The organism is Aeromonas sp. Prich7-2 (assembly GCF_017939255.1).
In the GTDB taxonomy this organism is placed as follows: domain Bacteria; phylum Pseudomonadota; class Gammaproteobacteria; order Enterobacterales; family Aeromonadaceae; genus Aeromonas; species Aeromonas caviae.
On record NZ_JAGKRI010000048.1, the window covers coordinates 35,890 to 47,404 of the forward strand.

Genomic DNA, 11,515 nt, shown 5'->3' on the forward strand with positions numbered 1-11,515 from the left:
AAATGACCGCAATACACGCACTACCCAACACCACTGACCAGGGGGATTCAAGGGTCAGAGCTGGTTCCCTGTGGCTTACTAAGAACGGCTTTGTCGTCATGGTGCACAACATCATATACCTCGATGGCCGGCCGCTCGTAACTTACTCCTACTCTGACGCAGACGATGCGGAACTGAAGTCCCATCCCTTGGCCACCTGGCATAAGGAACTCATTCCTCACAGACCACTGACTGCTTGTGTACGAGCAGTTCACGCCTCGTATCAACTGATCCTGATGTCCATTGAGGAGCAAATCAAGAACGACGTGTTGCAACAACTGGGTGATCAGGGGGCTGGGTATTCCCAGGAGTTTCTGAATTCAATGCTGGAAAGAATCGAGAAAATCTCGAGTGACTTGTCCTGCCAGGCCGGTTCCGTCATTGCACCATATTTTGGCCACAACATAGGCTCAACTCTGGATGCATTTCCGGAACTGGCCTTTGAGTCCATATCGCGGCTGGCTTTGATCTACGATGCCATTCATGACGCTGCCAGGCTGCCCGATTTCAATCACTCCTTTGACATTTTATCCGCGGCGCGTAATGGCGAAAGCTGTTGCACCGAGGTGGTTGGTTTCACGGCTTTGGCTACCAACCTAATCAAGCTGCAAATAGCTCTTGGCCGGGCAGCACAATCTGAATATGAAGACCTGCTTGCGGATGTCATGACCTGGCCTCTTACCGGCTTCCCTGGTGCTAGATAACCCATATCAACGGCGCTGCAGCTAAGTGCTGCCAGTAATGCAGTCCTGGCAATGGCTGCAGCGAACTGTCCACACGTTCGCAGGATACTTATCCAGCAATTCTGTGGATAACTAACACCAGAAATAGGTCACGATTTCACCATAGGATTTACTCGGCGTCAGAGGGGTAGACTCTCTCGCGGCAATTTCAGAGGGGACCAAAGTTAATGCTCATTGCTAGGCAACCAGTGTTCGACACAGAGAAGCAGGCGATTCATGCCTATGAGTTGCTTGCGAGAAATAGTGGCCTATCAAGGTTCTCCCCTCCTACCTCCGATTACCACTCTTGGTTCGACATCGATAAAGCCGTTCTCGAGCTCGCAGACCAGCTCCTTAAGGGAGAATTAAAACTACTGGTCAATGTGAGTGAGCATACCTTGGCAATTGAGCACCAGTTCCATCAATGGCGCACTCTGATCCTCAAGCTGGCCCGCAAGCACCACATTTTGGTAGAAGTCACCGAGCTGGTCACAGCCTCTACGCTCCAAAAACGATGGGATAGCCTTAGATCGATGGGTGTCGAACTTGTCATGGATGATTTCGGCACGAAATACTCCACGCTTACACGACTGCATGATTTTGAATGGGACATAGTGAAGTTTGAGTGTGGGCAAACGCACGGCTACCCCCCCTCTATGCTGGAAGGGATTGATGCCTGTATGAAGAAGGGGATCCCCATCATCGCTGAACGCATCGAAACCTACAACCAAGCGATCTCATCTCAAATACTCGGATTCAATCTGCAGCAGGGGTATTTTTGGGCTAAACCCGAGATTGTTTTGCACTCCCAACTTCACACCCAGGTGTAGACCCCCTTACCCATGCCTAGTATGAGTTATCACAGCCGGCCTGGCTGCAACTCAAACTTGCATTCCTGAGTACCACGAGACAATGGCTACAACCCTCTCATCAGGATTGTGCATATGGCTCGCAACACAGCATATAGTCATTTTCATCCAAAGGACTGCCGGTTTTGTGGCTCTCCTCTGGAGCTCGTCAGCAAACAGGTGGTGTATCCTGCCGCTCCGGCTAAAACGATGATCTACCGTTGCAACCGTGATGCCTGCGATAGCTACATTAGCTGCAGAGAAGGGACTGACATCGCGATCGGTTCTGTTGCCAACAGAGATACCCGATTGGCTAGACGCGAGGCGCATGCCAGCATCAACACCCTGGTCGACTCCGGCAGAATGAATAAGCACGAAGCCTATGCATGGATGCAGCACCTTCTTAGCCTGCCATATACTCGTCGGGGCATCGGCTGGCTTGATGAGCACGAGTGTAAGGTTGTTGTCCGTGAAGTAAGGGAAATCCTGAGGCGGTCTCGATATGAAGCCTCCCAGAGAGGCATAGCCAGCTTGAGAGCGCTTTTTGATAAGAATAATATAGAACTGGATGACTCCTCTCAGAGCCAGGATAGCAAAGCTCAGAGATTATTGGGTCGCCTCCAGCTTCTGAACCGCTTCAGCGCTTGATTTTTACGAGGAACAAACGCCACAAATGAACAGAATGATTGCCAGACTTCGAGCCCATGGCATTGTAACTGCCAGCCACATGATCGGCATCAGCATCATGCTTCTGGTTCTTGGTCTAGCAAACTATGGGTCAAATCCATGGCTGTCTGCAGTCGTTGCCGCGGCGGGGCTTTTGTCTTCCGTCCGTATTCATATCGCTGCGGTTCGTTACCAAAACGCGATGGTTGGATATACCGCTTCCGGGTTGGATGATGAGAATCAGAGCTAATTGATCACGAATATGTACTCCTACGCCGATGCGGACGAGTTAGACCAAAGGAGTAGTGATGGCCAAGGTATTTTCTGAACATGTCGAGAAGGCGGTGACCGAGGCCAGCGCTTGCCGGGTTGCGGTTTATCCGCGCCTCCATGGCTGGGTCTCTGAGCGCATTCAGCTGGAGTTGGGTGATTCGATGGCGCAACTGGGGGAGACGACCCCTAGTCGCGGCGGTGGTCATTACCTAGTGGAGGGGATTACCGCCGAGGAAGCCGCCAAAGCGGCCAGAAAGCTGCGCGGCAAACCGGTAGAAGTAGTTCGGATGGAATAACGATGCCATCAGATAGCAAGCTGGCCACTCAATGGCGGCAGGAGCAGGGCTATACAGGCCGTGGCGGCGTGGTTGTGGTCTATCGAGGCGAGGTGCAGGGTTGGGTGAACGAGTTGCGTGATCCTGCTCATTGGGTCGCGGGCTGTGTCGCTGTTGATGAGGCTGGCCAGCAGTGGCAAGCCATCGCTTGTAACGAGGCCGCTGGTGCCATGATGTGGCAGCCCCTGGACAACCACGACAAGTAAGAGGAAAAACAGGAGGCTGAACAGAACTGAGGTTGTTGTGGGTCTCGGTTTGAGCCCCTGAATGGGCAGGATGCCGCGAGCGGTGAGACATGGGCGCCACAAAGACGCCCTTTTCTCATTCATCAAGCCCCAGCGTTCTCATTAGGGCTTCGCCGTTCTCCATGGCCTGCCGCTCCCATATGGCATACGCGCGGGTAGGCTTCTTGGCCAGCTCGATGGCTCCGGCCAGCTCATCATGGCTGCCTATGAACGTGGGACGGTCCCATGCGCCGCCATCGAGGCATCTAATCTCCCAGTGCCCTCTTTTGTTCCATTGCAAGTACGGCTGGCGCCACCAAAGTATCAGCTCTTCGGTTTCGCGCTCGTCATTCTTGATGTCTCTGGCTGGTGGATCGGCAGGATTGACCGGTATCCCGTCTATGACGCCGGACAGTTCAGTTGGTTCAATGGCCTGGGCGGCCTCAAGGGTGATCGCAGTAAAGGACATTGCTTGCCCTCCGTGTTGATTGATTAGTTCATCATTGCAGCTTGCCGCTCAGGTGTCACCAGTATCCGCCCGCGAGCTCTCATTTATCTACACCAGCAGCCTCGCTTGGCTTGCCCTCTTGTTTGCTGATAGTGGTATCTTCCCAGCGATCCTCTGGGAGAGTCACCTTAAAGCCCGGACTATCAACTGGTGTGCCAGGTGGAGTGTAGTTGGGGTCTGGCTTCCCAAACAGGACTCCAAGCCCATGGGCTGGCTCACTGATCACCTGTTCTTCTGGAGGCTTGCGGTGCTGCTGCTTCTCCTGGGCATCTCCACAAGCCACCAGCGTGATGGAAAGGGCTATGGCAATCGCTATTCGCTTCATCGTGTCACTTCCCCGGTGATTGCTGGTAGATGCGACGAACCCGGCCAGGGGCGGGGGCGTTCACGTAGAGGGGGCCGACCGGCGTCCAGTTATCGGAGCAGTGAACATACTCCGTCATCAGCAGCTCGGTTTGTTCCTTGGATAGGGTGATGTCACCGCTCCCATGCCACAGATCAAGGTACTTGCTGAACAGAAAGGCCAGTTCCCCAGGTACCGGGTCTGATAGAGGGGAAAGCGGCGCTCCGCTCTCCTGCGCTATGGTCTGCATGAGGTGGCCGGCAAGAAGCTGCAGATCCGGTTTGACTGTGCGAGTCATGATCGCATTGGCTACATAGCCCACCATTGGCGCATCGCTCTTGGAGACAACGGAGAAAGTGCCGATGGTCGGCTTGATCTGGCTGCTGTCTTTCACGTACTCCATGTATTGGGCAGCAGCATCTTGGAGCCTAGCATTGGCTGCTGCCTCGAATCTCTTGTAGGCCACATCGTCCCCAAACTTTAGGACGGCATCGAGGGGGCGCATGATCGGCGTCTTTTCGACTTGGGCCAGGTAGCCGCCACCAATATCGCTATGGGTACCGAAAAGCGTGAGTTCCGTGTGCTCTGGCTGTACAGAGTTAAGCGCAAAGTTGAGCCGGTACTCGTCCTTGGCTGCCAACTGGACAACCCTCTCCGCCGCCCCTGGGGCAATGTAGAGGCGAACCGGCGCATTGTCGTCATCAGTGGTGTCCAGGCCAATTGCTGCCACGGTATCGAAGAGGCCGACGAAGGCGACGCGCACCTCGCGCCCCTGGTTGGATTCCAGAAGGATGTTGACGAAGTGCCGAGCTGCGGCAGCACCCCGGCTAAAGCCGAAAACATCCACCGCCACCGGGCCGGACGAGAGGCCGGCGATCATGGTGCTGATCTTGGCCAGGCCTTCCTCTGACCTGGATATGACGCCAGTTGCGCCAGTGCCGAAGGCCATGTCTAAATTCGAGTCGGCTTTGCCGGTACTGGTGCCGATCCCCTCGATGTAGATTGCTGAGCCGCTATAGACCTGATGCAGACGGGCTACGTTGGTGGCGCCGCCGTCGTATGACGATCCCTTGCCTATCAGCTTCTCTATTGATTGGCAGGCCGCGGTGCTTGCCTCTTCACACTGCTCCCTGAGCTTGCTGTTGTACCGGTTGTTCTGGGTGCCATCAAAGAAGATGCCGATCCGATGTTCCGTGGGGTCAACCAGCGGGACAAGAGGGGTCGCCGGCGAACTGGTGGGAGCTGGTGCCGATGGTTCTGCGGGGACGCTGGCTGCTCCCGCTCGGGGCCCTTGATTGTCGCCGACGGTCGTCCCCTGGGCGGGGAGTATGGTGTTGCTCATTGGTGGACAGCTGCAGGCGACATAATCACCCTGCAGCGCTACCGGCCCGCCCGGGCCGATGATGGAGCGGGGGCCAACGGCGACGATAGGGCCCTGTCCGACTTTGCAAGCAGGGCAGTTCGCCATCATCCCGATATATGTGGTTGGGGAGCCTTCGCTGATCCAGCTGCTGTCCCCGTCTTGGATCTCGCCACCAGTGCTGGTGGGATCGCCTTTCCTTGCTACGTTTCTCATAACATGCCTCCGCACCGAAAGTTGTATGTTAACCCCATCGGATCTTACGAATGCTGAATGAGACCAAGTTTTGAACTTAGGGCGCCTGTTTTTGTCGCTCCAGATCGTCGAGCTTTGTCATACCCTGTCAAGGATCGAACCCAGAGTATTGGATTTACGTGTCTTGGATCCATTTCGGGTGGTTTTAACTCAACGATTAGCAATTGGTTATTGATGAGATGAGATAAACAAGGCCTGTTAAAAAACGGATCAACCATAGATCCAGTGGATCCATTTGGTGGATCCAATAGGATGGGACTGTTTTTTAAGCAGATTTGCACCTATCCATAAAATCGCAGGAATGGCGGTTTTTAGGGCGTTCGTAGCCGGGGTATGCCAAGGCATTGCCTCAGGCCCAACCCTCCACCAGAGCGCTGTATAGGGGCTAATTTTAGCTCGCTTGGGGGCTGCAACCCGATTCTGAGTCCGAAAAATGACTCCATCGAGAAGAGAACGATAGCACCTTATTATAGATCATTGATCTCTTTCTTTATGATCTCTTGATCTAGTGATCTTTTAATATCTTTGATCTGTTTAAGATCTTTAAAGATGGGGGTTGGCATAACATCATGATGTAATTAGATTTTTTTTGCTCTATGTTATATGCCGTTAACTCGTATGTTATATGCCGTGTTCTCCTATCTACTATGCCGTGTTCTCCTATCTACTATGCCGTGATGCTCTATGTTATATGCCGTGATATGCTATCTACTATGCCGTGGTCTCTTATCTACTATGCCGTAAAGCCTCTAATGAGGCTGAAATTGTAGATAGCAACAGCTTACGAACAGCTTTTAAACAGGTTGTGCTCAGCATATGCACAGGTGAGGGTGACAGACATGAGTGTTGATAAAATTGGCTGCGCAAACGCGATTTTAGGGGCGTATTTAACCAAGCAGGGCTTCCCTGCTGACGTTATTAAAGTGATGGCTCCCCCGCTTTTACCAAAAATTAACAAATCGGCGGTGTCAATGCTGCTGAATTTCGTGTCGACGGCACCGGAACTGTCAGTAGAGCAAGCCCTGGAGATCATTTGGCCGGCAATGGACAAAATGACGTTGCTGGTGGATGAGGCCAATGAATCGACTGTGGGGGGGGCTGAAGAAAAGGGACCGCCTGAAGTCACTGTCGTGGCGAACTCAAGAGCACCGGTTGTGATCGAACACGATACGGACTTCTTGGTTGAGTACGATAAGTTTCAAGCCCGTTCCTTGTACCCAGATCGAAGCCCTCCCCCGGAGAACATTGATTTGCACCTGGATATGACCTTGAAAACGGGGATGTTCCGAGTGTTAGCAAGCGGGAAGACGCCACCTGCATTGGATGAGCATAGAATTTACCACCTGACCACTCCGCTTAGCAGTGGTCACGCCTATATGTCTTTGAGGGGGCCAACGCTCAACACTCAGATGGATTTGGTCTCTTATATCTGCATCACGCATTGGTTGGGGCGTCTGTCTAAGGAGAGGTTTGAACAGGCCATCATCAAGCCTATTCGTATGACCATAGAGCGATTTTTTTCACCGATTCCTGAGGATATGCGGCCATCGGATTACCTGTTGGACAAAAAAATCGTGGACTCGCTTGCAAGACTCAAGAGCGTTGCCCTGCTCTTTTACCCAACGCTTGATGATGCCGATGAGACTACCCGTAAGAGATCGGTCATGATTGCGAATATCGTTGGTACTCTGAGGTTAGAACCTGATGGGACCATAGAGATATCTCCGACTCCAGAACTGCGGACCTTGTACCTGAGCACTAAAAAGCTCGTGCCAATAAACCGAAGCGCAGTCATTCAGTTGAACTCACAGATGGCCCGGCTGCTAGCGTTATGGATCGCAGCCAGGCCGGGCAAGCTAATTGGACGCCGGGTGTTTCTGAATCTACGGCCTATGACGGTTCTGGAGCTCCTGCGAGAGATTCATCCACGTGAGACCGGTCGACACAACCACAACGATCGCCGGCAACTCTCACTGGCCCTTAACGAGCTGCTGAGTGCGGGACTGATAGATGTAGATATTAATTATCGCAACGTAAAGTCAAAGGACAGCGACGAACGGCTCACTCTGGCTACGGAAGTTCACTTCAAATCGCATTCAATTGGGGATGCTCGGTCCGTAGCGAATACGGATCTTGCACTTCCAGTAATCGATGTGCCCAAAAAACGGGGCCGCGGTAAGGCGTATAGCACTGAGGTGGCGGAGGAACTGCAGGGGCTCAGTTTCACGGCATCAAGTACGAGTCCATCAGCCAGAACCAAGCCTAAAGAGTGGTTATCAACCAACTTGGATGTTGTTGAGCGGATAATGTCAGGATTGCGAAAGGCTGCCAAGAAGTCACCGGCCGGCGCTCGGCTCCTGCTCAAGGGGGGCGATGATCGCAAATTGACCAGCCTAGCTAAGGTGTTTGAGTCGGTGGAGCGTGATGCCGATGCCGCGCTGCTGCGTCAGATCGCGAGCCATGATCCACGTAAAAGCAAACAGTCAGAATTTGAAACGATACTCCGCTCTATACCGCTTAAACCGGCTCATCTTCGAGTCACTTTCTGGTATAGAGATAACGCAGAAACTATCGCCATCTTGAAAAAGATGCTCTCTTCTTCTCGATCGCCGCTTGAAGTTGCGGCTCAGATTCACAAGAGGGTGTATTTTTCGCGCTTGGTGACCCCCTTAATCGCTGTTGGTCGAATAGATGATGCCAACTTTTTCAGCGGAACATGGGAAGCAGGAAGGGAATCAATTGAGAGCAATAAGCGGGATGACTGGAACCGGGCGGCTGCGGGTAGTCGTAGGAAAAAGGTCATGAAGCTTTAGGGCCAAACATCGTTGTTCTAGGGGAGGTACAAGTGAGTCAAATGCGGTATGTTCCAGTTATCTTGTTGGCCGGAGGGTGTTGGCTATGGATGGCGATAGGGGTCATCCATTTAGGGGTGAAATGGCACTCTGTTGGCTTTGTTCGCCACAATGTTGAAGTCGTGCTTCCGAATGATATAACTCTTTCAGGTGACCTCTCTATTGACTGGGCTGGGGCTTATTTTCTGACTGATGCGGACGGAAAATCGACGAAATTCAAAAACTTCAAGATAATGTCTATTCCGCCGACGAGCATGGTTCCTAGCACCTACCCATATCGGACGGTGCTGCCCTTCCTACTCTACTGCCTGGGGTCCCTGGGAGCTTGTTATTACCTTCGGCTCAAATGCACTAGGCCTCGGGATAAAATAAGTCGGTGATTTGCCTGACATAGTTCGTTTTGGTCGTCCTGCCCCTCTTTGCGGGGCTTTGTCTATTCTTATGGAGAGTGGTAGAGTAGGCGTGAATCAAATATGAGCAATCAACTACGAGACGCTATGCCGCAACTCATTATCGATGCAAACAAGGTCACAGAAACATTCCGTGATCTGGAAGTGACCGCAACCAACGGGGCTATGTATCAAGCTCTGGTGGGGCATGAGCACATCCAGGAGATTGCGCCGGAGTTGGGGCTCGCTCTACCGCCCGGCTACCGCCTAGTCTGTGTGACTACTCGACTCGGTGGTGACAAGTTCGAGATCGCCTTGGTCAATGATCAGACGGCTGAGGTCGCCTATTACAACCAGGTGATCATCGTTCACTATGAAGACTTGAAATGTCGCCCAGCCACCCAGCAACGGGTTTGGCGCTCGTTCAATCAGCACCACAAGGCAGCTCTTCGAGACCTGCCGTCAGCGGTATTTTTCGGCTATATACTCGCCCGTTACGATGTGATCCTGAGTGATAACATGCAGACTGGGGAGGGTATGCACTTCTGGAAGGCCAGAATGTCCGAGGCGCTTTATCGTCGGCTGTACGTGTACCACTATCAACTGATGACCGGCGAACTGCACCAGATCCGTTCAGATGAAGAGTTGGCCTCATTGTCAGATCAGATATGGGGTAGCCCTCAGCACCATGAATGGCAGCTCGCAATCATCGCCTGTAAGCCGTTGCCGCGCCCAGTTAAGATCTCTACATAGACATATGACAGACGCAAGATCCAAACAGCCCCGCCTCGCGGGGCTTTTTGTTGATGGAATGTCGGAGATATCTTAGAGATAAGGGGCTACATCAGTAGTTTCTACCGCATTAGCCGCGTCAGTGTCGCAGCATTGATAGATTCGCCGGCTCTTGCCTATTACTTCGCGTTACTCTAATGCTTCCCTTCCCTTCCCTTCCCTTCCCTTCCCTTCCCTTCCCTTCCCTTCCCTTCCCTTCCTCTGGTGGTGGCCAATACTTTTCGGTGGCCATCAGACTTGATATTCAATCACTGGATCCACGTTCGGCTAGATGATCATCAGCTTTGGATCCTTACTGACTATCCAGATTGGGAGTCCGTTATGGTTCGTAGCCCAAGACTGCGAGCACAGGTGCAGATGAGTTGGTGAGTGGCGGTAGGCGTAGCCGGCGCCGTGGGCCGCCCTGAGATGGGTTGGCGCTAACGGGCCTTAGCTGCTGTCGAACTCGAGGCCCAGGGCAGCCAGCTCCAACGGTTGTGCTCAGCTCGATGTCCTTGGTCGACACCGCTGGTGGTTTTGTTCGGGCCGCAGGACGGTTCGATATCCTGGGTGGCTTGCTCTTTGCCGGGGACCAGGTGTGCGGCGGGCCCCGGGCAGGTGCCGGGATGTGGTGCCCCGGGTCACCGCCGAGCTCGGGACTCATGGTGGCCACCGGCGGCGGTGCTGTGTCCAGCTGGCCGGTGCCGGTGATCCGGTGCGTAGTGGGCCCCAGGCCGCCGACGAGCTCGGGGCCCAGGGCGGCTACTGCCGGCCGCCAGGTTGGTGATCCGGTACTACAGGTGGCCAATGCCGGTGACCGGGCGGGTGATCCGGTGCTGCAGGTGGCCCCGGGCCGCCGACGAGCTCAGGGCCCAGGGTGGCCACCGGTGGCGGTGCCAGTACGCAGTGGGCCCCCGGGCCGGTGCCGGGATCTGGCCCCCCGGGTCACCGCCGAGCTCGGCGCTCAAGGTGGCCACTGCCGGCCGCTGGGTGGGTGATCCGGTGGGCCCCCGGCCGGCGCCGGGGAGCGGAGGGGCCTGGGTGGTGGTGGGGTTTTGTCGGTGTGCATGCTGAGTACGGGATCCCGGGTCGCCGCCGAGCTCGGCGCCCAGGCAGGTGAACCGGTGCTGCAGGTGGCCCCGGGCCGCCGACGAGCTCAGGGCCCAGGGTGGCTACTGCCGGTGGCCGGGCAGGTGAACCGGTGCTGCAGGTGGCCCCAGGCCGCCGACGAGCTCAGGGCCCAGGGTGGCCACTGCCGGTGGCCGGGCGGGTGAACCGGTGCTGCAGGTGGCCCCCGGGCCGGTGCCGGGATCCGGTGTCCAAGGTGGCCCGCGGCGGCGGGTGGGTGATCTGGTGCGCGGTGGGCCCCGGACCGCCGCGGGCTCGGTGCCCAAGGTGACCAATGCCGGTGGCCGGGCGGAGGATCCGGTGCTGCAGGTGGCCCCCGGCCCGCCGACGAGCTCAGGGCCCAGGGTGGCCACTGCCGGTGGCCGGGCGGGTGAACCGGTGTTGCAGGTGGCCCCCGGGCGGGGGGCGGGACCTGGTGCCCAGGGTCGCCGATGAGCTCGAGGCCTAGGGTGTCCGGTGCTGTAGATGTCCAGCTGGCCAGTGCCGGTGATCCGGTACGTAGTGGGCCCGCGGGCCGGTACCGGGACCTGGTGCCCCGGGTCACCGCCGAGCTCGGCGCTCAAGGTGGCCACTGCCGGCCGCTGGGTGGGTTATCCGGTGGGCCCCCGGCCGGCCCCGGGATCCGGTGCCCTGGGTCGTCGACGAGCTCGGGGCCAAAGGTGGCCACTGCCGGCGGTCAGGCAGGTGAACCGGTGCTGCAGGTGGCCCCCGGGCCGGTGCCGGGATCTGGTCCCCCGGGTCACCCCCGAGCTCGGCGCCCAAGGTGGCCACTGCCGGCGGTCAGGCAGGTGAACCGGTGCTG

11 protein-coding genes are annotated in these 11,515 nt (G+C 55.7%); 8 read left to right on the forward strand and 3 right to left on the reverse strand.

Annotated features, from left to right (window positions below; all coding sequences use genetic code 11):
• The first annotated feature begins 2 nt into the window (after positions 1-2).
• The 6 genes from J9892_RS10005 (at position 3) to J9892_RS10030 (ending at position 3,089) form a co-directional block, all read left to right on the forward strand.
• Positions 3-743 carry a hypothetical protein gene (locus tag J9892_RS10005; RefSeq protein WP_210538270.1) on the forward strand — a complete coding sequence of 247 codons (741 nt, stop codon included), beginning with the start codon at positions 3-5 and terminating at the stop codon, positions 741-743.
• Between the two features lie 206 nt (positions 744-949).
• Positions 950-1,591, forward strand: a complete 642-nt coding sequence (locus tag J9892_RS10010) for an EAL domain-containing protein (protein WP_210538271.1) — start codon at positions 950-952, stop codon at positions 1,589-1,591.
• Between the two features lie 114 nt (positions 1,592-1,705).
• Positions 1,706-2,257, forward strand: a complete 552-nt coding sequence (locus J9892_RS10015) for a zinc-finger-containing protein (protein ID WP_210538272.1) — start codon at positions 1,706-1,708, stop codon at positions 2,255-2,257.
• 25 nt (positions 2,258-2,282) lie between these two features.
• Positions 2,283-2,525, forward strand: coding sequence for a hypothetical protein (locus J9892_RS10020; protein ID WP_210538273.1), 243 nt, complete (start codon positions 2,283-2,285; stop codon positions 2,523-2,525).
• A 58-nt stretch (positions 2,526-2,583) separates the two neighbouring features.
• Positions 2,584-2,844 carry a hypothetical protein gene (locus tag J9892_RS10025; RefSeq protein ID WP_210538274.1) on the forward strand — a complete coding sequence of 87 codons (261 nt, stop codon included), beginning with the start codon at positions 2,584-2,586 and terminating at the stop codon, positions 2,842-2,844.
• Positions 2,845-2,846: 2 nt separating this feature from the next.
• Entirely contained in the window at positions 2,847-3,089 is a 243-nt protein-coding gene (locus J9892_RS10030) for a hypothetical protein (RefSeq protein ID WP_210538275.1), read from the forward strand.
• A gap of 115 nt (positions 3,090-3,204) precedes the next feature.
• On the opposite strand, the gene J9892_RS10035 is transcribed toward J9892_RS10030, so the two are convergent.
• The 3 genes from J9892_RS10035 to J9892_RS10045 form a co-directional block, all read right to left on the reverse strand.
• Positions 3,205-3,576: a hypothetical protein gene (locus tag J9892_RS10035; protein WP_210538276.1), complete on the reverse strand. Its 372-nt coding sequence runs from the start codon at positions 3,574-3,576 to the stop codon at positions 3,205-3,207.
• Between the two features lie 79 nt (positions 3,577-3,655).
• Complete coding sequence (locus J9892_RS10040) at positions 3,656-3,940, reverse strand: hypothetical protein (RefSeq protein WP_210538277.1); 285 nt, start codon at positions 3,938-3,940, stop codon at positions 3,656-3,658.
• A 4-nt stretch (positions 3,941-3,944) separates the two neighbouring features.
• Positions 3,945-5,534, reverse strand: coding sequence for a DUF2235 domain-containing protein (locus J9892_RS10045; protein WP_210538278.1), 1,590 nt, complete (start codon positions 5,532-5,534; stop codon positions 3,945-3,947).
• Positions 5,535-6,412: 878 nt separating this feature from the next.
• Between J9892_RS10045 and J9892_RS10050 the strand changes: the two genes are divergently transcribed.
• Both J9892_RS10050 and J9892_RS10055 read left to right on the forward strand, forming a co-directional pair.
• Entirely contained in the window at positions 6,413-8,386 is a 1,974-nt protein-coding gene (locus J9892_RS10050) for a hypothetical protein (protein WP_210538279.1), read from the forward strand.
• A 536-nt stretch (positions 8,387-8,922) separates the two neighbouring features.
• A complete protein-coding gene (locus tag J9892_RS10055; RefSeq protein ID WP_210538280.1) occupies positions 8,923-9,567 on the forward strand; it encodes a hypothetical protein in 645 nt (214 codons plus the stop codon).
• The last annotated feature ends 1,948 nt before the right edge of the window (positions 9,568-11,515 follow it).

What these genes read in the sequence shown, in the direction of transcription:
- J9892_RS10025 (WP_210538274.1), top strand. Translation starts at nt 2,584, where the DNA reads ATGGCCAAGGTATTTTCTGAACATGTCGAGAAGGCGGTGACCGAGGCC.
- J9892_RS10030 (WP_210538275.1), top strand. Translation starts at nt 2,847, where the DNA reads ATGCCATCAGATAGCAAGCTGGCCACTCAATGGCGGCAGGAGCAGGGC.
- J9892_RS10055 (WP_210538280.1), top strand. Translation starts at nt 8,923, where the DNA reads ATGCCGCAACTCATTATCGATGCAAACAAGGTCACAGAAACATTCCGT.
- J9892_RS10010 (WP_210538271.1), top strand. Translation starts at nt 950, where the DNA reads ATGCTCATTGCTAGGCAACCAGTGTTCGACACAGAGAAGCAGGCGATT.
- J9892_RS10020 (WP_210538273.1), top strand. Translation starts at nt 2,283, where the DNA reads ATGAACAGAATGATTGCCAGACTTCGAGCCCATGGCATTGTAACTGCC.
- J9892_RS10005 (WP_210538270.1), top strand. Translation starts at nt 3, where the DNA reads ATGACCGCAATACACGCACTACCCAACACCACTGACCAGGGGGATTCA.
- J9892_RS10045 (WP_210538278.1), bottom strand. Translation starts at nt 5,534, where the DNA reads ATGAGAAACGTAGCAAGGAAAGGCGATCCCACCAGCACTGGTGGCGAG.
- J9892_RS10035 (WP_210538276.1), bottom strand. Translation starts at nt 3,576, where the DNA reads ATGTCCTTTACTGCGATCACCCTTGAGGCCGCCCAGGCCATTGAACCA.
- J9892_RS10015 (WP_210538272.1), top strand. Translation starts at nt 1,706, where the DNA reads ATGGCTCGCAACACAGCATATAGTCATTTTCATCCAAAGGACTGCCGG.
- J9892_RS10050 (WP_210538279.1), top strand. Translation starts at nt 6,413, where the DNA reads ATGAGTGTTGATAAAATTGGCTGCGCAAACGCGATTTTAGGGGCGTAT.
- J9892_RS10040 (WP_210538277.1), bottom strand. Translation starts at nt 3,940, where the DNA reads ATGAAGCGAATAGCGATTGCCATAGCCCTTTCCATCACGCTGGTGGCT.